Raw genomic sequence first — 20,557 nt, forward strand, 5'->3', positions numbered from 1 at the left:
CGCAGCAAGCTTCATCTTCTATCTTAAAGAATGAGTCCTGAGCCTAGGTCATATTTCGGAAGTATTTCTATTTTTTCTATATTTGTTAAATTATTGTCGTTTGCGCATATATAAATTCTCTTTTTCTTTTAATTAATTTATACAAAATGACTTATCAAGAAATCCGTGAATTCAGACGGTTTTTCAATATTCGAAAGATGCGCCGCCTCGAGCATTACACATCTCGCACTGCGGATGCCGTCGCGCAATTCATAAGTCTGCTCGGGCGGAGTCGCTGGATCTTCGGTTCCACCAATAATGAGGGTTGGCGTCCTGATGAGAGGGAGCAACGGTCGCAAATCCATATCGCGGATTGCGGCGCAGCAACCTGCATATCCTGTCGCGTTCGTGTGTAACAGCATATCGAGGACGAATTTGGTGTTGTCGCGGTTATTGCGAAACTCTTGTGTGAACCAGCGCTCAACCACGGCCTCCGCGATCCGGCTCATTCCCACATTCAGCACAGTATGAATGCGAGCATCCCAGGCTGATGGCGGCCCCATATACGGTGAGGAGTTTGCGATGACGATGCGCTTGAGCCGCTCAGGGGCCCGAACGCCCAGCCATTGAGCTGTCATTCCGCCGAGTGATAAACCGCAAAAAGAGAATTGTTGAATCTCGAGCGCATCGGCGAGTTCAAGCACGTCCCGCCCCAATCGATCGAGACTATAGGAGCCTACAGGGACGTCTGACTTGCCGTGCCCACGCGTATCATAGCGGATAACGTGAAAATGCTCCGAAAGTCGGGCTATTTGCGGGTTCCACATATCCAGGCAGGTGCCGAGAGAGTTCGATAAAAACAGAGGTTCCGCTTTTTGGTCCCCGTTCTGCGTGTAGGCGATACTGCAACCGTCGCCCATTGTGAGAAATTTACGGTTCATCCTAGGTCACCTCCAGCTACAGGCAGAACCGATCCCGTGATGTAGGATGCCTCGTCGGACGCCAAAAATAGAATTGGGGCCGCCTGCTCTTCAATCGTACTGTAACGTTTCAGGAATGTAGAGTCTTTGACTTGCTCGACGACTTCGTCCATCCAGACCTGCTCCTGCGGCGTGTCTCCACCCGGGTTACGCGGGATGCGGCGCGGCGGAGCTTCCGTGCCGCCCGGGGCGGCAGCGACGATGCGAATATTCGATTCTGCATATTCCATTGCCAGGCTCGCTGTCAGGGCATTAACTCCGCCTTTGGCTGCGGAGTAGGGGACGCGGTGAATGCCGCGCGTCGCATTAGAGGAGATATTCACGATGGTGCCCCTTCCGCCTTGAAGAAGATAAGGTAGAGCTGCGTGACACCCCCAGAGCGTTGGCATAAGGGAGCGTCGAATTTCGGCCTCGATCTGAATTGTTTCGAAGGTATGGAACGGGCGCATGCGAATAGCGCCGCCGACGCCGTTTATAACGATATCAATTTTTCCGAAAGCGGAATGGGCTGCTTCCATCGCATTGCTTGCGCCCTCCCACGTTTCCATATCGACAGATATGGATGCTGTTCGTCCAGCCTGCCCTCTGGCGGCGGACCGTGCAACTTCGTCAACGAAATCTGCCTGATCGACAAACAATACCTGCCCGCCCTCAGCCACCGCTCGGGAAGCGACAGCGTGGCCGATGCCCTGCGCTGAGCCGGTTACTACCAGAACCTTGCCGGTAAAGCGTCCTTGAAAAATCATACTCATACAGCTTCACTGGCCACGAATTTCTCATAATAAAAATGTCTTGGTTCGACGTTTTTCTTTTTAAGAAAAACGCGAACCGCTTCGACCATAGGCGGCGGCCCGCAAAGGTAGATGTCGCAATCTCCACCATTCAGTCGCGCGTCATCGAGATGATGCGTTACATATCCCTTCAGAGGGTTGTTGCTATTTTCGTCGGCGACAACACAATCCCACGTAAAACTGGAAATATTGGCGGCGAGCATCTTAATTCGCTCCAGCTCGGCCAGATCGCCGTCGTGGTTGACGCCATAGATTAAATGGACAGGATGATTACACTCACGCCGGGCAAGCACTTCCAGCATCGAGAGCATTGGCGCGAGCCCAGTGCCTCCCGCAAGGAGAATCACTGGTCGCTCCACGTTCCGCAGGAAGAAGCTCCCATTGGGACCAACAAAACGCATCTTCACGCCGGGCTTGGCTTCGTCAATCAACCAGCGGCTCATCAGACCATCAGGCACATTACGAATGAGAAAACTCACGCTGTCTGAACGAGGGCGAGAACTGAAGGAATAAGCGCGCGCCTCCGTTGTTCCAGAAACGTTGAGGTTGACGTATTGCCCAGGCAAAAAATCAAGTTCGCCTTTTCTGGCGAGGTCGAGTGTCAGAACAATAGTGCTGTCTGATGCAAGGTCGACTGTCTTCAACTCGGCTTCATATTCCTGAGCCTTGATTTTGCATGCGGATGACGGCGCCGGAACCGAAATTACGCAGTCAGACGAGATGAGCATCTGACAAGTGAGCACCAAACCCTCCGCCGCCTCACCTTCCGTCAACGCATCTTCGATATACTCATCACCGAGTTCATATTCACCCTCCTCACAACGACATTTACAGGTTCCGCAGACACCGTCGGAGCAATCCATCGGGATATTAATTTTATTACGGTAGGCTGCGTCGAGTACCTTCTCACCGTCTTTGCAGTCGATAATGCGCGTAGCGCCATCTTCAAAATTCAGTGCGACACGATAGCTCATACGACCCTCCGCCAAAACCAAACAAAGATTTCTGCTTAGACATGATAAATATCGATAACTTGGTGAATGTAGTCATCCTTCAAAATGATCGTTTTTTTTGATATGAGCGGTGAATTACCATCCATATCAATGGTGCAGGACGTCGAGCCAAAGAATCTGTCAGTTGTCTTGTACCGATGGCTTAGCGTTTGCCAGTTGTATCGCACATTCAAAGAGCTTTCGGATTTTCCGATGATTTCGATATTACTGATGAAATGGCAGGTCCTCGGCTCAGGTGTCGAGGTACTCGAGCGCTCCGTCTTGATGCGGAACACGCGATCTTCAAGTCCATCCCGGTTCGGATAATAAATTAGAGAGACTTCGCTTTGGGGATCCTCCACACAAAGTGTCATCGTCGTCCCACGCAGGCATCCAATAGGAAACTGTAGGTGAATAACACGTCAGCCATTCATCCCACTGCCGATCATCGAGAAGGTGGGCTTCCTTATAATGAAAGGCGCAAACCTGTTCGTAATCACCGCTCATGTTACACTTCCCACGACTTCTGCCCGCATAGTCCGATTGTGTTCGCTACTACCCGTGCGCAGTAGCCCTTCACGCAACACCTTCCCCCAATTCTCGTGTTGCCGTACAAAAAGACCCTCGTCTTCGCTCTGAGTCCCGCTAAGGAGAGGCTTCAGACCCATTTCACGTGCGTTGTCGTCAGCGCCGTCGATCCAGCGTGTGGCGCCGCGACTGAGATCAATCCAAAGGTCGCTTCCTTTGGCATAAGAGGATTGACAGGATCGGAACTCCTCCAGATCGTCGGGAGTACCCATACCGCTTACGTTGAAGAAGTCTTCATATTGCCTGATACGTGTGGTACGATCCGCAGCGCTTTCACCTTTTGGGGCGAAGCAATAGATCGTTATTTCAGTTTTATCGACGCTGATTGGTCGTACGACTCTGATTTGGGTCGAAAACTGGTCCATAAGGTAGACGTTGGGATATAGACACAGATTTCGCGTCTGCTCGATAATGAACCTCGCGCGTTCATGGCCAACGCGCTGCGCCAATTCGTCCCGGTGGCCATAAATTGGCCTTACTTCAGGATTCAGAAGCTTGGTCCAAAGCAGGATGTGTCCGTTTTCGAACCCGTAAACCCCGCCCACACTTCGCGACCAGCCATTGGCGTCAACAGCGCGTGTGCCATCGGCTTCATAGTTTCGACGTCCCATAGTCGCGGCGTAATTCCAATGCACGGAACTGACGTGATAGCCGTCGGCGCCATTTTCGATCTGCAGCTTCCAGTTTCCGTCAAATACGTAAGATGAACTGCCTCGGAGAACTTCGATTCCCTCAGGAGCCTGATCAACGATTTGGTCAATGATTACTTTTGTCGCGTCAAGATAATCTTCAAGCGGAGCTATATCGGCCTTCATGCTGCCAAAGAGGAATCCGCGGTAGTTCTTGAACTGGGGTACTCTGGCGAGGTCGTGAGACCCTGCGGTATTGAACGTCTCTGGATAACCACCAGTTTTTCCGTACTTTATCTTCAAAAGTTTCCCTGAGTTGTTGAACGTCCATCCATGGAATGGGCATGTGAAACTGGATTTGTTGCCATGCTTGCGTCGACAAAGCATGGCGCCACGGTGCGCGCATGCGTTGACATGAGCATGGAGTTCGCCTGTTTTGTCACGGGTGATCACGACCGGTTGGCGGCCAATTGTCGTGGTGAAATAGTCGTTTATGTCGAGAATTTGACTTTCGTGCGCAAGGTAAACCCAATTGCCTTCGAAAATGTGTTCCATTTCAAGATCGAAAAAATCTTGATCAGTAAAGATATCGCGACGGCACCGGGATATTCCTGACTCCTTGTTTTCCACGATAGATGTTTCTAATCGTTCGAGAAGGGAATGGCGCATGACTTTTCTCCCGTTGAATTTCACCAGAAATCAGAGTTTCTGGAGAGTATTGTTATTGTTATTTTTGAGAAGGGTTCAGTCAGCCATCACGCGCAGACGACTGGAGAAGTGCTCTTCCTCTTCGTTAAGCGCAGGAGTAAGGACGAAATCAAATTTGATTTCAGCATAGGGTTCGTTAAGTCCGGCAGCGTTGATATCTGCCGAGTCACTGTGCCGGATGATCGGCGGAATGAGTTCGTCCCGCGTCGCATAAGCGAAGTCATCGTTTATGTAAGGATCATTTTCGATATTTATCTGCGTAGTAAGCTGTCGATATCCTGGAGCTTCAACGAAAAGATGAATATGTGCCGGCCTTTCGCCATGTCGGCCGATGGCGGACAGAATGGTATCCGTGCTGCCGCCGGGTGGACAGGCATAACCGGATGGCATGATGCTGTGAAACATGTAATCGCCGTTTTCATCCACTTTCAGGCGACGGCGCATATTAAAATCTGTCTGGGATTTATCAAAAAAGGAGTAATTTCCTTTGGTGTTGGCATGCCACACATGCACCAGCGCATTTGTAACCGGCTTTCCGTTAGTGTCGCTTACATGCCCATGCATAATTATCTGCTCACCTGGATCGCTGCCGTCATCAAGGCGGGAGCCGCTCTCAACGATGGGAGCACCGGCGACATAAAGGGGGCCTTCGATCGTGCGCGGCGTGCCCGCTGGAATTCCAGCCGCACGGTCTTTCCTGTCCGCACGCAGATCAAGAAAGTGCTCGAAGCCCAGTCCTGCGGCCCACAGGCCCATTTCCTCGGAACCTGCCGCAAGGAAGTTCAGAGCCAGCCAGAATTCGTCGTCGGTGACATCGAATGTGTCAATAGTGTCGTACAAATCTCCAACAATCTTGCGGATAATTTTCTTCGTTCTCTCGTCGCCTTTGGCGTCTGGATTTGTCAGGCCGGAAACCCGATCGAGGAACTCTGTGATTTCCACGGATTGCGTAAACTCTGTCATGGTCATGCCTTTTTTTGTTATTGTTCAATTTTTGCGATTTTTATTTGCGAAGATATATTTTAACGATCATCATCGTGTAATGAAGATGGGTGGCGATTCAGTGGTGTTACCTTGATGGTCATAAATGGATAAAGCGGCAAACCTGTGAGAAGGTCGTGAAGTTCTGCATTGTCATCGACATCGAAAATGCTCACATTTGCGTAGTGACCAGTTACGCGCCAGATATGTCGCCACTTTCCGAAACGCTGCAATTCCTGGAAGTGGTTTTTTTCTGTTAACTTAAGACGTTCAAATTCTTTCTGATCGAACGTTAATGGGACTGAAAGGTCCATTTCCACCATAAAGAGCATTTGTTGGCCCTCACTGATTGTTGCGTCTAAAGCGCGCGATGGCGCGTTCATCAAGAGAAACTCCGAGACCGGGACCTGTCGGAACGGAGAGGCAGAACTCCGAATACTGTATAGGATTTTCCAGAATTTCTTCGGTCAGCAGAAGTGGCCCGAACAATTCGGTGCCCCAATCAAGAGACTGAAGTGTTGCAAAAACGTGAGCGGATGCTGCTGTGCCGACTCCCGCTTCGAGCATGGTTCCTCCGTAGAGGCCAATACCGGCCGCTGTGGCGATACCAGCGACGTCTCGCGCAGCTTGCAAGCCACCGGATTGAGCGATTTTCAGGGCGAAAACCCGCGCGCCCGCTGTGGAGGCGACGGCAAAGGCGGAAACAGGACCATTCAAGGCTTCATCCGCCATTAAAGGGATCGTATGCCGCGCAGTAAGGCGCGTCATCGCTGGCAGGGCATGTCGTGGAACAGGTTGCTCAACAAGATCAATGCCTGCGTCCGCCAGAAGCGCCATTCCGAGGTCAGCCGAAGCTTCATTCCAGGCCTGATTAACGTCAACCCGGACACTTGCTGAATCACCTAGCGCCTTTTTGATTGTCGCTACATGCCTGACATCGTCTCGAACCGAGCGCTTTCCGATCTTCAGCTTGAAAATGCGATGTCGCTTTGCCTCCAGCATTGCCTCGGCTTCTGCGATGTCGCGGGAGGTGTCGCCACTGGCCAGCGTCCACGCTACCGGTAGTGTGTCACGCACACGCCCGCCGCCAATCAAGTCAGAGACGGGCACGCCCAGACGCTTGCCCGCGGCGTCGAATAGCGCGGTCTCGAGAGCGCATTTCGCAATATGGTTGCCTGAAACATGGTGCTCAACGTGCTCCATGACCTTACCTATTTGGCTGATGTCATGGTTCTCGAGAAGCGGGAGAATGTAGGTTTCCAGTGCGCCTTTGATGCTTTCCGGACTCTCCGGGCCGTAGCTCAGGCCGCCGATTGTCGTGCCTTCACCGATCCCCTCAATACCGTCGGCGCCACGGAGCCGTAGCAGCACAATCGTCTGACTGCGCATCGTGGCCATCGACAGGACGTGAGGTCGGATCGTGGGCACATCAAGAATGATAACTTCAGCATGTTTGATGTGGACTGTCACAGGATCATGCCCGCTTGATATTTTGACTGAGCCGACGTTATGCCTCGCTCACAGGATCGCCCAAGACTATTATGGTCTCAATTACATACCGAAAGAGTATGGAGGACGTGGTGGATTTACGTGTTTTGCGGTCATTCGTGACAGTTGCTGAAGAGCGCAATTTCACTCGCGCAGCGGAAAGGCTGCATATCGCTCAACCGCCACTAAGTAGGCAAATTCAACAGCTTGAAGCGGAAGTCGGAGCGTTGCTGATTGACCGTTCCCAGAGGCCGCTTAGTCTCACGTCGGTCGGTTGGCTCGTTTATGAGCAAGCCCAGCGCCTTCTTGGTCAACTAAACACGATGCAGGAAGTGTTGTCGCGTGCAATTGGAGCCGAAAAGCGCCATTTTGCCTTGGGTTTCGTCTCATCAACCATGTTCGCGCGCTTGCCTACGCTCATTCGTGGGTTTCGACGGCGCGCACAAAGTGTTGAATTAACCATGTCCGAATTGGTGACCCTTGATCAGGTGGCGGCGCTGAAGGAAGGGCGGATCGACATCGGTTTCGGGCGCATTCGTGTCGAAGACAGTGCGATCCGACGTATAGTGCTGCGCGAAGAACGGTTGGTCGTCGCCATGCCTGAACTACACGCACCTGAAGACCCTGATGCGCGCGTTTCGCTTCAGGAACTGGCGAGGCTGCCACTGATTGCATATCCAAGATTTCCACGTCCGAGCTACGCCGATCAGGTTTTGGCTGTGTTTCATGACCACGATCTGGTCCCACGCGTAGCTCACGAAGCACGCGAACTTCAGAGCGCGATCGGATTGGTTGCGGCTGAGGAGGGAATTTGCATTGTGCCCGAGTCCGTTCGCCGGTCTCAGATGGACGGCGTCTGCTATCGCGAGTTGGTGGAAGAGGCGTCTTCTCCCATCATCATGAGCTACCGTTCAGGAGATCAGTCTCCCGAACTCATCGTGATGGCGCACACGATCAAGGAGATATATTCCGATCTGGGTTATCCCATCCCCGACGGGATACAGACGCTGGCTGGAACTGGTCCGGCATTTACGTGAATTTCACCTCGTTCAATGGAAACCATCAGAAGCATGCCGTTGAAAAATAGAACTGACGAGGCAAGTCGTGACTTTGTCGATGCTCTGGCCCGCGGCCTGGATGTTCTGCTCACTTGCGCCGACGCCTCCGAGGGTCTGACCCTTGCTGAAGTGGCGCGTCGTACTGACACGACCCGCGCGAGCGCGAGGCGCTCTTTGCTGACACTCGTCGCGAAAGGGTATCTGGTCAGTGATGGGCGTTTATTCACCCTGACCCCCAAAGTTCTGGCCCTCGCGGCGCCAATGATTTCGGCGCCGCTCACACGCAATGTGCAGCCTGTTTTGGATGAACTGAGTAGCCGTTTTGACGAGAGTTTCTCGGTTGCAGTGCTCTCGGATTCCGACATTATCTATCTTACGCGGGCGGAAGCGCGTCGGATCGTTTCACTCAATCTGGGACCCGGCACGCGCTTGCCCGCCTGGTGCACCTCGCTGGGGCGCGTCCTGCTTGCCGATTTGCCTCCCGCAGACTGGGCTCGCTTGATCCCTCCCGTTCTCGCGCAAAGGACAGCGACGACCAAAACAGATCGTACTCTGTTGATGCAGGAACTTCGGCGCGTGGCCGAGGATGGCTACAGCATTCTCGACGAGGAACTCGAGCCCGGTCTTCGTTCTCTCGCCGTCCCGATAAGGCGGCAAGGGGGACAGGTAGTCGCGGCGCTGAATGTAGGCACACAGAGCCACCGGACAAGCCGGGATGATTTGGAAAAGGTTTTCCTCCCGGCCCTGAAACAGGCTGCCGATATCATAGCGCCGGCTTTTTATTGATCGACTAATATTTCTGTTCTGCCCGAACGATTTTCGGACGGGCGGTGAACAGACCTATCCGCTTACAACGCGGTATGATCCCGTTTTTTTTACTTGCATCCTTTTGATTCGAGCAGAGTATGTGCGTATAGCGGATTTATGTGCGCTATACGCACATTTCTGTGGCATCTCGTTGTGCATGCAGGAGAGAAAATATGATCGATAAACGGGTACGTGATATCGCCGAAGGACTGGAAGGCATCCAGGATGGATCGACAGTGATGGTCGGCGGCTTCGGCTCTGTCGGGCAGCCTGACTCTTTGATCGAAGGCCTGATTGAACAGGGCGCTCGTGAACTCGTTATCGTCGCGAATAATGCAGGTAGCGGCCATGTTGGTCTTGCGAAACTGATGGAAGCAGGCCGGGTGCGAAAAATCATATGCTCCTTCCCGCGCTCCGCCGGTTCGGTCGTGTTTGAAGATTTGTTCAAGGCTGGAAAACTGGAGTTGGAAATTGTTCCTCAGGGAACCTTGGCTGAACGCATTCGGGCTGCGGGCGCTGGCATTCCTGCATTTTACACGGCGACGGGTGTCGGCACCAAGATTGCGGAAGGAAAAGAAACTCGTGAATTTGACGGTAAGACCTACCTGATGGAGCGTTGGCTTCCGGCCGACGTCGCCCTGGTCGAAGCGTGGCGTGTCGATCGCTGGGGCAACTGCGACTATCGCGGCAGCGGTCGGAATTTCAACGCGATCATGGCCACTGCCGCAAAGACGACAATCGTGCTGGCAAGAAAAATTGTCGAACTGGACGAAATCCTTCCGGAAAACGTCGTGACGCCGGGTCTCTTCGTCAGTCGTGTTGTGCCATTTCAAAGCAATGTTCCGGTTTGATAGAGAGTAATCTCAAGGAAAAGTCGCATGTCCGAATTTACGCCTCTTTCCCGTCTCGCAATGGCCGCGCGCGTCGCGCACGACATCCCGGAAGGCTGGGTCTGCAATCTTGGAATCGGGATTCCGACCCTTGTTGCAGATTGCTTGCCAAAAGACCGAGAAATTATCCTTCATTCAGAAAATGGCATTCTGGGTATGGGGCCTTCACCCGCCCCGGAAGACATTGATCCGTGGGTAATCAACGCAGGCAAGCAGAATGTCACCTTGCTTGAAGGCGCCTCTCTGTTTCATCACGCAGACAGTTTCGCGATGATCCGTGGCGGGCATATCGATCTGTGTATCCTCGGCGCGTTCGAGGTGGCGGAAAATGGAGATCTCGCGAACTGGGCTACATCTGCTGAAGACGCGGCGCCTGCTGTGGGCGGTGCGATGGATCTTGCCGTGGGCGCCAAACGGATATGGGTCGTGACAGAGCATACCACGAAGGATGGCGCCCCCAAGCTGGTGAGCCATTGCTCTTACCCGCTGACAGCGCCGGGCGTCGTAGACCGCATCTACACCAACCTTGCGGTCATTGATGTGACGTCGCGCGGGTTTGAGGTGGCCGAAATTGTCCCCGGCCTGAGTTTTGAGGCATTGCAGGCGCAAACTGACGCAGTGCTGCACAGGAAAGAGAGCTGATATGTCTGAGGCATTTATCTGCGACTTTACTCGGACGCCAATCGGTCGCTTTGGCGGCGCGCTGAAGGATGTCCGTGCGGATGATCTCGCTGCGCATCCGCTTCGCGTCCTGCGTGAACGTAACACATCCGTTGACTGGGATGCTGTGGATGATTGCTATCTTGGCTGCGCCAATCAGGCCGGCGAAGATAATCGTGACGTCGCACGCATGGCTGTTCTCCTCGCCGGATATCCCGTCACGACGCCGGGTTCGACCATCAATCGCCTCTGCGGTTCCGGACTTGATGCAGTCGGCACGGCAGCAAGGATGATCCGTTCGGATGAGGGCGAGCTTTTGCTGGCGGGTGGCGTTGAAAGCATGACCCGCGCTCCCTTTGTGATGGGCAAGGCGAGCGAAGCGTTCAGCCGCAAGGCGGAGATGTTCGACACGACGATTGGCTGGCGCTTCGTCAACCCCGCCCTGAAGGCTGCCTGGGGCGTGGCTTCCATGCCGGAAACGGGAGAAAATGTCGCAGAGCGATATGGTATTTCGCGGACGGATCAGGATTTGTTCGCGTTCAACTCACAACAACGCGCCGCCAAAGCTCAGGCCAATGGCTTCTTCGCAAAAGAAATTACGCCAATAACCGTTAAAACACGAAAAGCAGAGAGCGTTGTTTCACAAGATGAGCACCCACGAGCGGACACGACGCTTGAGGCGCTGAAAAAACTCCGCGCCCCATTCAAGGCTGAGGGCGGCACGGTGACGGCAGGCAACGCCTCCGGCGTTAACGATGGCGCGGCAGCGCTGGTGCTTGCAAGCGAGAAGGGCGCATCACGCCACGGCCTTACGCCGCGAGCGCGCGTCGTCGCCATGGCGACTGCAGGAGTTGAGCCGGGCGTCATGGGCATTGGTCCTGCGCCCGCAGTGACAAAGCTTCTCGCGCGGACATGTCTGTCGCTTGCAGACATTGATATTTTCGAGTTGAACGAGGCGTTTGCCAGTCAGTCCCTCGCGGTGCTGCGTCAACTTGGCCTCCCGGATGACGCCGCCCACGTCAATCCGAATGGTGGAGCAATTGCTTTGGGTCATCCTTTGGGAATGTCGGGCGCACGTTTGGCTCTCACGGCTGTTAATGCGCTTGAGACCCTTGGTCTGAGACGTGCGATCGCGACCATGTGCGTCGGAGTTGGACAGGGCGTCGCGCTTTTGATCGAGCGTGTTTGAGGGGCGTTCTTTGGCGAACAGCGCCTGCTGCTTAAGCCGCAGGATCGAGCGTGAGCGATCAGGTGATGACGGTGCGTCGTCAGCTAACGGGCGATCATACTGAGTTTGTAGGTTGACGTGCTTCCGGCTGCAGTCAGTTCTTCGCTTCAGTGAAGTCCATTCAACGTAAAGGAGTTTTGAGCCCGTCGGCTCTTCTTGTCCCCGGATAAAGAGTGACGCGAGTAAATCTCTAAGTGGCACCAGTGAGTGTTGGAGAACGCAGGTCACGATGCTACCCCGCTGCGAAAGTTGCTCCGGCAGGCTGAAGCGGCTGCAAGCCATCATTCTTGCGAAGCTGATCGGCCATGCTCTCCAGGAACACACGAACACGAGTGGGGACGAGGGTTCGCGTAGGTAGCAATGCGCAGATTGGCGCCGGAGGACTTCTCCATTCGGGCAGAACGTGAATAAGCCTTCCGGCGCGTACATCGTCGGCTACGTCGATCCACGATTTCATTGCGATGCCTGAGCCAGCCAACGCCCAATCGCGCCAGACTTCGCCATTGTTACAACGAAGTCTCGATCTGGCCTCGATTTCCGCGAGACGACCGTCAGGACCGATCAGTTTCCATACGGCGCCATGACCCTGATGTAGGCAATCGTGATCCACGAGTGCTTCTGGCGTCGTGGGTGTTCCTCGTGCGGCGAGATAGTTCTTTGACGCGACAACCACGCGGTGGTTGTCCGCCAACTTTCGTACAATAAGACCTGAATCACTTGGGCCTCCGATACGAATGACGACATCCAGGCCCTCGTCGATGACAGCTGTGACGCGGTCTGTCAGCAGGAGATCAATCGACATACGTGGATAGGTTGCCGCAAGCCGCCGGGAGACCGGGCTCACGTGCATTCGGCCAAGCGCAATTGGCGCACTGACTCTCAGAAGGCCCTGCGGCTCGAGCCGACCATGGGACAACATTTCCTCTGCTTCACTCACTTCTGCGAGGATACGCTGCGCCCGTTCCAGAAGCTTGGCGCCCTCGTCGGTCAGTGAAAGCTTGCGTGTGCTTCGTATCATCAGGCGAGTGCCTGCCCGAGCCTCCAAGGAAGCAAGGCGCTTACTCACGACACTGAGTGCAAGCCCCATTTCGCGCGCGGCGGCCGAGAGGCTGCCCTCAGCGGCTATACGGACGAAGGTGCGCAGTTCCTTGATATCGTCCAACATAACTCTTTCCGAATGGTGGAGAATGTCTCCACAATTTCACGCATATCGCCGCGAGCGGAAAGAGCTCAAATCAATCTCTGTGCATTTTCGTTGGAGCCCACGCGATGACCTCCTTTCTGGTCACACCGATTTCGATTGGAGGCCAATATCCTCGGAACCGGATCGTGATGGCGCCGGTGACCCGCGCGCAGCATTCAGCCTGGCGATAGTCCAAACGCGATGAATGCGACCCATTATGCGCAGCGGGCGTCTGCTGGCCTGATCGTCACCGAGACTGCTCAAACCTCTCCTCAGGGCAAGGGCTATTCTTTCGCTTCTGGTATCTACAGCAGTGAACAGGTCGCCGGTTGGCGCTTGGCATCCGAAGCGGTCCATGCTGCGGGGGCAGGATCTTCAATCCCGATCTGGTTGCACGCCTTATGGGGGAAGCTCCCCTGTTCGGCGCCTGACAGAGATACCTTCTTTGGCGGCGGCGTGCAGGGCTACACAGATTATCCTGTCACTGCCGCGACGCCCTACCCGATGGAGAGATGAAACGATGCCTGATAATTTCGACGCTCTCTCGGCGGTGACCCGACGAAGTGCCCTGACGCTGCCGCTCGCGACCGCAACGCTGGCAGCAACGGCAGGGCGAGCACTGGCGGGGCCGCCCCGACCGGCCCCAACCGGCACTGCAGAGCCCCTTGGCATCGGGTTGGAGGGGTGGCCATATCCAGGCCCTGTGTCCTTCCTGCCGCTTGTGATGGGCGGGCAGTCTGTGCGTATGGCCTATATGGATTTCGTGCCGACGTCGGGGGCCAACGGCCGGGCGATCCTTTTGCTACATGGGAAAAACTTTGATGGCAGCTACTGGAGCGGACCGATCGATTGGCTGCGAGGCGCTGGTTTCCGCGTGATCGTGCCCGACCAGATAGGCTTCAATAAATCGTCCAAACCCGATCTCGACTACTCTTTCGAAGCGCTGGCACGCAACACGTTGGCTTTGGCTGACGCCCTGTCGCTTGGCCGCATCACGTTGTTCGGGCACTCGACCGGCGGCGCGCTCGCCGTGCGCATGGCCAGTATAGCGCCCGATCGGATTGAGCAACTCGTGCTCGAAGACCCGATCGGACTGGTCGATTATCGTGCTTTTATTCCCCCGCAGGAGACTGAAACGCTCGTTGCGGCCGAGCATGCATACACGGTCGCCAGCTACCGGGCGTTCATTGCTCACTTCTTTCCATTGTTGCCCAAGAACTCTTACGAACCTTTTGTGACATGGCGAATGCGCACAACGCTATCAAGTGAGTTCGATCGCTTCGCCCGCGCTTCGGCGCTCACATATCAGATGATTTATCGAGAACCAGTTCGTCCGCTCTACGCTTCTCTTCCCATGCCTGTCATGCTTACTGCGGGAACGAAGGATCACTCGGCGCCGCTCATATCCTACGCATCCGCCGCAGCCAGAGCGGCGATGCCAGGGATCCATCCGGCAGCGCAGCAGGCAGTGAACGAACTGCGCAATGGTCGCTTCATCTCTTTCGCGGATGCAGGCCATGTCCCGCATTTGGAGATGCCGGAGCGATTCCGTGCAGAGCTTCTTTCATTCGTAAAATCGTAAGGAATTAAAATGTTTTATAGAAAATTTCGTTATCTTGTTATTGTTGCCATATCCACCCCCGCCTTGGCCGCTCCGACTACGGGTGCGTTTCATTCTATTGTGAATGTTGACCTGATGCCCAGCGATCAGGTCGAGGGAGAAAAACTTCTGGCCAATTACCGTGATCAGGTAAAAAATGATCCAAATGTTCAGTCGATCGACCTGATACAGCAGGCTGGCGATGCGTCGAATCATTTTATCCTGACTGAAACCTTCGCCAGCGAAACGGCCTATCGGCGTTTTATCCAATCAGAGGCGGTTCGTCGCTTTCGAACTGCGCTCTATCCACATCTAGGTAGTCCTTGGGATGAACGCCTGGGCAGTGAACAGTTGCGTTGAGTTTTAGGAATCGTGTGAAAGAAAAAATGTCTTCGCAGTAATCACAACTGCTATCGTTTAGGGATAATTGGGGCGATCTGGCAGTCTATATTGTCAGACCCTCTTCAAATACACAGCTTAATCGCTACGCTGGCGCCTCGCCGCCGATTACGCGCTCAACAGAACGACAGTCGCGTTGCCGGCTTGATGGTTCACCTACGTGGAGCATCCAACGACATGTTTTTCGAAGCCTGTCACACAGGTCGGAGAGACATGCCGCATATGATGGAGTGTCAAAGTCCCGCTGCACGCTCAATAGCATCGCGACATTCTAGAAGCAGCCTCTCCGCGTCACCCGATTGGGCGTCGTAGCGTTGTCGTGTCTGAAGAATGGAGAGAGCGTAATTACCGGTGATAATTCCGCGGATAGGGGCGGCTATTGCACACACGCCCTCTGAGTATTCCTCGACGTCTCGAAAAATAAAATCCTCTGGAGTCGAGTGCAGACTGGCGATTACAGCATTGGCGTCGGACAAAGTCTGCGACGTGTAGTTTCTCAAGGGCATAGTGAGAAGGGTCTTGCATTGCTCGACAGACAGCCGCGACAAATGAGCCTTGCCGCTCGCGGTACAGTGCAGTGGGAGTGGCGTGCCGACATGGGTGACCACCTTTAACGTATGTGGGGCGTGTATTTGTTCGACAACTACAGCCGTCGAGCCTTGCAATATGGTCAAGTCGATCGTGTCATTGACGTGCTTGTTGAGAATTTTCATATGGGGGCGACACATACTAATGACGTCACGATGAGCCGATCCGGCAATTCGGGCCAGCTCAGCGCCAAGAGACACCCCGGGTGTCAGTGGGTTCGTTGTGACAAAACCTTCTGCTTCGAGCGCCCCGACAATCCTCTGAACTGTAGCGCGCACCAGACCGGTTTCAGTCGCGATTTTTCCGAGGCTAAGGCCGTCGCCATGGTCTGCAAGGGCGCGCAAGATAGCCGCAGCGCGTGAAATAAGGCGCATTTCGCCTCGAGCCGGCCCCGATTCACCGGTATTGCCTATGTCTGTCGCACAATTGCGACCGACAGTTGACCTGTTTGGCTTCATTTCCAGTACGCTGCCCCCGAAGTATTGGAAATCAGTCATAGCTGTATCATTTGACGAACACAAAATCGGGTGTCCTGGACGTTCGAGCCGTGAGGTTGTCCGGCGGTCTGTCGTCGCCGAGCCTGTCTACCGGGGCACCATTACTTTTTGGATTAAGGCCGCTCTGTCGCAAGGCAGGTAACGAAGACGGTGAATTTTACATAGGGCCAGAGCATGGGGCTGCGGCGCAACATTCAGCGCGCGGTGGTATGGCGCACCTGCCTGAAACTCGCCGCCTGATCCAACATGACGATCATGCCGCTACTGCGAGGCTTTTCTGAAAGCGATCAGGCGGGAAACGTCTGGCGCTCTCAGGTAGACCTCTCGGACAAGAGCAGGATGGCAAGTGACAGTCCGGCCCGGCTCTCAGAAACACACGCATCTGTGTAGTTCGTCTGTTTAAGCACAGATTTTTGATAAGTCCGACCCGGAAAGTACTGGCCGTACAGGCTTGGAGGGCATAAACATCATCAAACAACGATACATATGTATCGTCCAACGATACACCTTTTGTTCGAGGGCACCAGTCCGGCATGCCGCTTATCGTGAAACCGAATGCGGATGCTTCGTGTGGGCCGTAAAATAGGAGGGAAGCACGGTGAGTGATCTTCCTGCTCAAATTCTTCTGACGCTCAGTACGCTGGGCTATAGCGCGATTCCCGCGATTTTTGACTCAAACGAGACGCATATGACGAATCCGCACTGGGTTCCCCACGCGCGCTTTCATGTGGTCTGGCAAGTGTTGAGCTATATCGGCGTCGCCGCTCTCGCGCTCTACTTTATCTGGACGCCCGACGACGGTTCCGGTCGTAATCTGTGGTATGCGTCATTTTTGTCGATCGCTGCTTACACAGGGTTCTTCAGTGCGTCCCTGGCGACGAAGCTCTACGGTGGAGCTAATTACGATGAGAATGGCGTGGTGCCATACAGGCCGCCGTTTCTGGGACGCTATATGGCCTTTGAAGTAAATATCACGCTTTTTTCTGGCGCCGTGGCTATCTTGATAATGGGCATGTTGTGCATCTTCATGTCACACTCGACTCATATTTCGAGTAATCTCGCTACGGCGATTTGGTCTTTTATGGCTGTTACGACAGTCGTATTGCTGGTGCTAATCGTCGTGTTCGTCGGTGGATTCATGCGACGTAGCAAGGGAATGGATACCGGAATTTCTCAAGGCCCAGGCGAAATAAATAATTTTTCCTGAAAAACAGTATGTAAGGTGGAGAACATGGATACTCATCAGGAAAGTGGCATTTGTGATGCTGCGGCCGCAATTATCAGCGCTTTCGAGAAACGGGCCGCCACGGATCCGGTGAAATCACTGATCGAGCCGCTGGGACTTGGCGCCGCATACAAGGTGCAGCGCGAAGTTGTCGCCCATCTTTCAAGAAGCGGCGCGCGTTTGACCGGGAGAAAGATTGGCCTTACAGCACGATCTGTTCAATCGCAGCTCGGCGTTGACCAGCCAGATTATGGTGCGCTGCTCGATACGATGGAATACGCGGACATGGATGAAATTCCATGGAACACGCTTATTCAGCCGAAGATTGAGGCGGAAGTCGCGTTCGTGCTGGAACGCGATCTTGATCAGGAAGGGCTGTCGATGGCCGACGTCATTGGCGCAGTGGCTTACGCCCTTCCAGCCATTGAGGTCGTGGACAGCCGTATTCGTGACTGGAAAATATCGATCTTTGATACAATCGCCGACAACGCCTCCAGCGCTGCCTATGTGCTAGGTGGTGAGCCTCGGAAAATTGACAGATTCGATCTTCGGTTATGTGGCATGCGCATCGATAACGCGGGGGAGCCGGTATCGACCGGATGTGGCGCCGCATGCCTGGGCAATCCGTTGACTGCGCTGACCTGGCTCGCGCGCCAGATGGTGCGTCTGGAACAGCCTCTCAGGGCTGGGCAGATAGTCCTTTCAGGTGCCTTGGGTCCAATGGTGTCTGTGACGCCCGGGGAGGTCTACGAAGCGCAGGTCGCCGGCCTGGGTAGCGTGCGCGCCGTGTTCGGAAAATAGACCGACGCGTCCAGAGGAAAGGGAAGATATCATGTCGTTTATCCAAAAATTTGCTGAGAGGGTCGATACGGCGGCCATCTCTGCGACATCCATTCCACAGATAACACAGGAGCAAGATTTCGGGGTAGACGAAGCGTATGCGATCCAGGCGGCGAGCATCGATCGTCGTGTGCAACGCGGCGATCCCATTGTGGGCATCAAGATGGGTTTCACCAGCCGAGCCAAGATGGTGCAGATGGGCGTCAGCGACTTGATCTGGGGTCGCCTGACGCGCTCCATGATTGTGGAAGACGGAGGATTTACCGAAATGTCGCGTTATATCCATCCACGAGCCGAGCCTGAAATAGCCTTTCTTCTTCGTAAACCGCTGAGTGGCGTCGTTACGCCGCTGCAGGCCCTGGACGCCGTGGGCGGCGTGGCGTGTGCTATCGAGTTGATTGACAGTCGCTATGAAAATTTCAAATTCTCTTTGGCTGACGTAGTGGCTGATAACGCGTCGTCATCCGGATTCGTGGTCGGAACCTGGCGTGAACCCGGGACGGACCTGAGCAATATTGGAATGGTCATGAACGTCGACGGCCGCCCCGTGGGCTACGGGTCGAGCGCCGCTATTTTGGGCGACCCGGTGCGGGCGCTGGTGTCCGCCGCGCGTGTTGCAGGCGAAGCGGGCCTTTCTCTGGAGCCCGGGATGGTCGTCATGGCGGGCGCTGCTACCGCAGCGATAGCATTGGAGGCAGGACAGCATGTCCGCCTCGAAGCCTCCGGGTTAGGTTTTTGCGAATTCCGAATTCGCTGACAAAAGGGAAATGCAATGCCGATTATACAAATTAATCTCGTTGAGGGGCGTGACGATAAAGCCGTCAGTGAATGCGTGCGCGAAGTCGCCCGCACCGTCAGCCGCACTTTGGATGCGCCGCTGGCTTCGGTTCGTGTCATGGTCAACGTGATCAGGCCTCAGTTTTTTGCCGTTGGTGACGTGACGAAAGCCGAGTCGGCGGCTCAGAAAGACAAATCTTAATCGTGATAAGATCTGCATAGAATTTCGTGCGCCGGATCTGACTGCATACATTCGGCCGGATATGAACATCGGAGAGGGAACGAAATGAAAATTCCTGTAAATAGCTTTAAGAGAGCGTTGTCTTCCGGATATTCGCAATTGGGTATCTGGGCGAGTTTTGCTGATCCCTATGCCACCGAGGCGGTTGCGACAATCGGCGCTGATTGGCTACTGATTGACGGTGAGCACGGGCCAAATGACGTACGCAGCATCCTGGCGCAACTTCAAGCGGTGGCTCCCTACGCTTCTCACCCGGTCGTGCGGGTTGTGGACGCCAATCCCAGCGTCATCAAGCAGGTGCTGGACATTGGTGCGCAGACGCTGATGGTCCCCATGATCGATACTGCCGAACAGGCGCGTGCGGTCGCCGCGGCGACACGCTACCCACCGAAGGGCATACGCGGCGTGGGCGCAGCCTTGGGTCGCGCGTCGCGCTGGGCCAGCATACCAGATTACGCTGACTCTGGCGTGCAAGAGATCTGCGTGATAGTTCAGGTGGAAAGCGTAAAGGGACTCGCAAACATAGATGAAATCGTCTCCGTTGAAGGGGTGGACGGCGTATTCTTTGGGCCGGTTGACCTTTCTGCATCTATGGACCTGATGGACCAACCGACGCATCCAGATGTCGTGAGGGCGATTGAACACGGGGCATCCGTTGCCAGAGCGGCCGGAAAGGCGGCTGGCGTCCTAGCCACGGATGTTGAGCGCGCTAAGGGATATCTTGCCGCTGGCGTTCAATTTGTCGCTGTTGGTATCGACATTCTCATGCTCGTCAATTCGGGCAGATCGCTTTTGCGCGAATTCAGAGGTGACCGAGATGAGAAAAGACCATCTTACGGATGACATTTGAAAATTCTATTGAACAAGAAACTTATTCCAAAGAGAAATTCCTTCCTGCTTTTGAATAACAGAAATTATTGCAAGGTCACGTAGAATTACTGATTAATCGAATGTTTCGTTGTATAGCGACGAAAATTGAACGCGCTTTATTTGAGAATAAAAAATAAAATATAGATCCGCATTTGACTGTATGGCAATACCCGCATTATTAACCGTATGTACAGGGGCGTGTGGCGGAAAGGCGATCGTGTCCAGATAGTATGGAGGCTGGCGGCATCCTATCAACGAGGGGGGAAACTCATTTGGAGAAAGATAAAATCAGGAAACCCGTGAAATAAGCGACGACATAGCAAAAACTGTCCGGACTCTATGACTCAATGGAGCGAAAAGGGCTTTGGCGAGTAGCTTGGTTCTTGCGGAAAAGAGTATACGGCAGCGTATCTGGATGCTCCGTCAAGGTTCTTCGAAGATATGATCAACGCCGGTCAACGGTAGATGGCGACGGTCCCCAGGCTGTTGGTACTGCACGGCGGTGTGCCGGTCTAGGCTCAGGACCTATTAATTTATTGAAGTGAGCGAGAGGTTGTG

At 54.3% G+C, this 20,557-nt stretch carries 24 protein-coding genes; 13 read left to right on the plus strand and 11 right to left on the minus strand.

Going from position 1 to position 20,557, the window contains the following annotated elements; genetic code table 11:
• Nucleotides 1–137 precede the first annotated feature (137 nt).
• The 9 genes from pcaD to HK28_RS12820 all read right to left on the minus strand — a co-directional run bounded on the left by pcaD (nucleotide 138) and on the right by HK28_RS12820 (nucleotide 7,118).
• A complete protein-coding gene (pcaD, locus tag HK28_RS12785; RefSeq protein WP_086644928.1) occupies nucleotides 138–920 on the minus strand; it encodes a 3-oxoadipate enol-lactonase in 783 nt (260 codons plus the stop codon).
• Nucleotides 917–1,711 carry a benzoate diol dehydrogenase BenD gene (gene benD / locus HK28_RS12790; RefSeq protein WP_233140535.1) on the minus strand — a complete coding sequence of 265 codons (795 nt, stop codon included), beginning with the start codon at nucleotides 1,709–1,711 and terminating at the stop codon, nucleotides 917–919. Before benD ends, pcaD begins: the two co-directional genes overlap by 4 nt.
• Nucleotides 1,708–2,724, minus strand: a complete 1,017-nt coding sequence (gene benC, locus HK28_RS12795; RefSeq protein WP_086644930.1) for a benzoate 1,2-dioxygenase electron transfer component BenC — start codon at nucleotides 2,722–2,724, stop codon at nucleotides 1,708–1,710. The genes benD and benC overlap by 4 nt, the downstream gene beginning before the upstream one ends.
• A 35-nt stretch (nucleotides 2,725–2,759) precedes the next feature.
• The gene (locus HK28_RS12800; RefSeq protein WP_304528629.1) at nucleotides 2,760–3,116 is read right to left on the minus strand and encodes an aromatic-ring-hydroxylating dioxygenase subunit beta; all 357 of its coding nucleotides are present in this window, start codon (nucleotides 3,114–3,116) and stop codon (nucleotides 2,760–2,762) included.
• Nucleotides 3,046–3,249: an aromatic-ring-hydroxylating dioxygenase subunit beta gene (locus tag HK28_RS14455; protein WP_304528630.1), complete on the minus strand. Its 204-nt coding sequence runs from the start codon at nucleotides 3,247–3,249 to the stop codon at nucleotides 3,046–3,048. Before HK28_RS14455 ends, HK28_RS12800 begins: the two co-directional genes overlap by 71 nt.
• On the minus strand, nucleotides 3,246–4,628 hold the full coding sequence (locus HK28_RS12805; RefSeq protein ID WP_086644931.1) for a Rieske 2Fe-2S domain-containing protein: 1,383 nt from the start codon (nucleotides 4,626–4,628) through the stop codon (nucleotides 3,246–3,248). The genes HK28_RS14455 and HK28_RS12805 overlap by 4 nt, the downstream gene beginning before the upstream one ends.
• 75 nt (nucleotides 4,629–4,703) lie before the next feature.
• Entirely contained in the window at nucleotides 4,704–5,630 is a 927-nt protein-coding gene (gene catA / locus HK28_RS12810) for a catechol 1,2-dioxygenase (protein ID WP_233140536.1), read from the minus strand.
• Between the two features lie 59 nt (nucleotides 5,631–5,689).
• Nucleotides 5,690–5,980 carry a muconolactone Delta-isomerase gene (locus HK28_RS12815; protein WP_086644933.1) on the minus strand — a complete coding sequence of 97 codons (291 nt, stop codon included), beginning with the start codon at nucleotides 5,978–5,980 and terminating at the stop codon, nucleotides 5,690–5,692.
• Nucleotides 5,981–5,990: 10 nt separating this feature from the next.
• Nucleotides 5,991–7,118, minus strand: a complete 1,128-nt coding sequence (locus tag HK28_RS12820) for a muconate/chloromuconate family cycloisomerase (protein ID WP_198945893.1) — start codon at nucleotides 7,116–7,118, stop codon at nucleotides 5,991–5,993.
• Nucleotides 7,119–7,216: 98 nt separating this feature from the next.
• Here HK28_RS12820 and HK28_RS12825 point away from each other — a divergent pair, with 98 nt between their 5' ends.
• The 5 genes from HK28_RS12825 (at nucleotide 7,217) to pcaF (ending at nucleotide 11,740) form a co-directional block, all read left to right on the plus strand.
• Nucleotides 7,217–8,173: a LysR family transcriptional regulator gene (locus HK28_RS12825; protein ID WP_369823664.1), complete on the plus strand. Its 957-nt coding sequence runs from the start codon at nucleotides 7,217–7,219 to the stop codon at nucleotides 8,171–8,173.
• 39 nt (nucleotides 8,174–8,212) lie between these two features.
• Nucleotides 8,213–8,980: an IclR family transcriptional regulator C-terminal domain-containing protein gene (locus tag HK28_RS12830; RefSeq protein ID WP_198945894.1), complete on the plus strand. Its 768-nt coding sequence runs from the start codon at nucleotides 8,213–8,215 to the stop codon at nucleotides 8,978–8,980.
• Between the two features lie 194 nt (nucleotides 8,981–9,174).
• A complete protein-coding gene (locus HK28_RS12835) occupies nucleotides 9,175–9,852 on the plus strand; it encodes a 3-oxoacid CoA-transferase subunit A (RefSeq protein ID WP_086644935.1) in 678 nt (225 codons plus the stop codon).
• Nucleotides 9,853–9,879: 27 nt separating this feature from the next.
• Nucleotides 9,880–10,533, plus strand: coding sequence for a 3-oxoacid CoA-transferase subunit B (locus HK28_RS12840; protein WP_086644936.1), 654 nt, complete (start codon nucleotides 9,880–9,882; stop codon nucleotides 10,531–10,533).
• A gap of 1 nt (nucleotide 10,534) precedes the next feature.
• On the plus strand, nucleotides 10,535–11,740 hold the full coding sequence (gene pcaF, locus HK28_RS12845; RefSeq protein WP_086644937.1) for a 3-oxoadipyl-CoA thiolase: 1,206 nt from the start codon (nucleotides 10,535–10,537) through the stop codon (nucleotides 11,738–11,740).
• Nucleotides 11,741–12,011: 271 nt separating this feature from the next.
• Here pcaF and HK28_RS12850 read toward each other — a convergent pair whose 3' ends face one another.
• On the minus strand, nucleotides 12,012–12,944 hold the full coding sequence (locus HK28_RS12850; protein ID WP_086644938.1) for a LysR family transcriptional regulator: 933 nt from the start codon (nucleotides 12,942–12,944) through the stop codon (nucleotides 12,012–12,014).
• 192 nt (nucleotides 12,945–13,136) lie between these two features.
• Between HK28_RS12850 and HK28_RS12855 the strand changes: the two genes are divergently transcribed.
• From HK28_RS12855 to HK28_RS12865, 3 genes are read left to right on the plus strand one after another with little or no spacing between them, the layout of a single operon-like run.
• Complete coding sequence (locus tag HK28_RS12855; RefSeq protein ID WP_369823665.1) at nucleotides 13,137–13,478, plus strand: hypothetical protein; 342 nt, start codon at nucleotides 13,137–13,139, stop codon at nucleotides 13,476–13,478.
• Between the two features lie 4 nt (nucleotides 13,479–13,482).
• Nucleotides 13,483–14,544, plus strand: a complete 1,062-nt coding sequence (locus tag HK28_RS12860; protein WP_158093472.1) for an alpha/beta fold hydrolase — start codon at nucleotides 13,483–13,485, stop codon at nucleotides 14,542–14,544.
• Between the two features lie 9 nt (nucleotides 14,545–14,553).
• Nucleotides 14,554–14,922, plus strand: a complete 369-nt coding sequence (locus tag HK28_RS12865) for a putative quinol monooxygenase (protein ID WP_086644940.1) — start codon at nucleotides 14,554–14,556, stop codon at nucleotides 14,920–14,922.
• A 272-nt stretch (nucleotides 14,923–15,194) separates the two neighbouring features.
• Here the strand turns inward: HK28_RS12865 and HK28_RS12870 are convergent, their stop codons facing one another.
• The gene (locus HK28_RS12870; RefSeq protein WP_086644941.1) at nucleotides 15,195–16,046 is read right to left on the minus strand and encodes an IclR family transcriptional regulator; all 852 of its coding nucleotides are present in this window, start codon (nucleotides 16,044–16,046) and stop codon (nucleotides 15,195–15,197) included.
• 598 nt (nucleotides 16,047–16,644) lie between these two features.
• Between HK28_RS12870 and HK28_RS12875 the strand changes: the two genes are divergently transcribed.
• The 5 genes from HK28_RS12875 to HK28_RS12895 all read left to right on the plus strand — a co-directional run bounded on the left by HK28_RS12875 (nucleotide 16,645) and on the right by HK28_RS12895 (nucleotide 19,972).
• Nucleotides 16,645–17,253 (plus strand): DUF6640 family protein, encoded by a 609-nt coding sequence (locus tag HK28_RS12875; protein WP_086644942.1) that lies wholly within the window; start codon nucleotides 16,645–16,647, stop codon nucleotides 17,251–17,253.
• Nucleotides 17,254–17,277: 24 nt separating this feature from the next.
• The gene (locus tag HK28_RS12880) at nucleotides 17,278–18,072 is read left to right on the plus strand and encodes a 2-keto-4-pentenoate hydratase (RefSeq protein ID WP_086644943.1); all 795 of its coding nucleotides are present in this window, start codon (nucleotides 17,278–17,280) and stop codon (nucleotides 18,070–18,072) included.
• Nucleotides 18,073–18,103: 31 nt separating this feature from the next.
• Nucleotides 18,104–18,868 (plus strand): 2-keto-4-pentenoate hydratase, encoded by a 765-nt coding sequence (locus tag HK28_RS12885; RefSeq protein ID WP_086644944.1) that lies wholly within the window; start codon nucleotides 18,104–18,106, stop codon nucleotides 18,866–18,868.
• A 15-nt stretch (nucleotides 18,869–18,883) separates the two neighbouring features.
• Entirely contained in the window at nucleotides 18,884–19,090 is a 207-nt protein-coding gene (locus HK28_RS12890; protein WP_086644945.1) for a tautomerase family protein, read from the plus strand.
• Between the two features lie 138 nt (nucleotides 19,091–19,228).
• Nucleotides 19,229–19,972, plus strand: a complete 744-nt coding sequence (locus tag HK28_RS12895) for an aldolase/citrate lyase family protein (RefSeq protein WP_233140537.1) — start codon at nucleotides 19,229–19,231, stop codon at nucleotides 19,970–19,972.
• The last annotated feature ends 585 nt before the right edge of the window (nucleotides 19,973–20,557 follow it).

Source organism: Acetobacter sp. DsW_063 (genome assembly GCF_002153745.1).
Taxonomy (GTDB): domain Bacteria; phylum Pseudomonadota; class Alphaproteobacteria; order Acetobacterales; family Acetobacteraceae; genus Acetobacter.

Coding starts and splice junctions, on each gene's coding strand:
- HK28_RS12840 (WP_086644936.1), top strand. CDS start 9,880: ATGTCCGAATTTACGCCTCTTTCCCGTCTCGCAATGGCCGCGCGCGTC.
- HK28_RS12815 (WP_086644933.1), bottom strand. CDS start 5,980: ATGCTCTTTATGGTGGAAATGGACCTTTCAGTCCCATTAACGTTCGAT.
- benD (WP_233140535.1), bottom strand. CDS start 1,711: ATGAGTATGATTTTTCAAGGACGCTTTACCGGCAAGGTTCTGGTAGTA.
- HK28_RS12870 (WP_086644941.1), bottom strand. CDS start 16,046: ATGACTGATTTCCAATACTTCGGGGGCAGCGTACTGGAAATGAAGCCA.
- HK28_RS12835 (WP_086644935.1), top strand. CDS start 9,175: ATGATCGATAAACGGGTACGTGATATCGCCGAAGGACTGGAAGGCATC.
- HK28_RS12860 (WP_158093472.1), top strand. CDS start 13,483: ATGCCTGATAATTTCGACGCTCTCTCGGCGGTGACCCGACGAAGTGCC.
- HK28_RS12890 (WP_086644945.1), top strand. CDS start 18,884: ATGCCGATTATACAAATTAATCTCGTTGAGGGGCGTGACGATAAAGCC.
- HK28_RS12850 (WP_086644938.1), bottom strand. CDS start 12,944: ATGTTGGACGATATCAAGGAACTGCGCACCTTCGTCCGTATAGCCGCT.
- catA (WP_233140536.1), bottom strand. CDS start 5,630: ATGACAGAGTTTACGCAATCCGTGGAAATCACAGAGTTCCTCGATCGG.
- HK28_RS14455 (WP_304528630.1), bottom strand. CDS start 3,249: ATGAGCGGTGATTACGAACAGGTTTGCGCCTTTCATTATAAGGAAGCC.
- HK28_RS12885 (WP_086644944.1), top strand. CDS start 18,104: ATGTCGTTTATCCAAAAATTTGCTGAGAGGGTCGATACGGCGGCCATC.
- pcaD (WP_086644928.1), bottom strand. CDS start 920: ATGAACCGTAAATTTCTCACAATGGGCGACGGTTGCAGTATCGCCTAC.
- HK28_RS12805 (WP_086644931.1), bottom strand. CDS start 4,628: ATGCGCCATTCCCTTCTCGAACGATTAGAAACATCTATCGTGGAAAAC.
- pcaF (WP_086644937.1), top strand. CDS start 10,535: ATGTCTGAGGCATTTATCTGCGACTTTACTCGGACGCCAATCGGTCGC.
- HK28_RS12825 (WP_369823664.1), top strand. CDS start 7,217: ATGGAGGACGTGGTGGATTTACGTGTTTTGCGGTCATTCGTGACAGTT.
- benC (WP_086644930.1), bottom strand. CDS start 2,724: ATGAGCTATCGTGTCGCACTGAATTTTGAAGATGGCGCTACGCGCATT.
- HK28_RS12865 (WP_086644940.1), top strand. CDS start 14,554: ATGTTTTATAGAAAATTTCGTTATCTTGTTATTGTTGCCATATCCACC.
- HK28_RS12880 (WP_086644943.1), top strand. CDS start 17,278: ATGGATACTCATCAGGAAAGTGGCATTTGTGATGCTGCGGCCGCAATT.
- HK28_RS12800 (WP_304528629.1), bottom strand. CDS start 3,116: ATGACACTTTGTGTGGAGGATCCCCAAAGCGAAGTCTCTCTAATTTAT.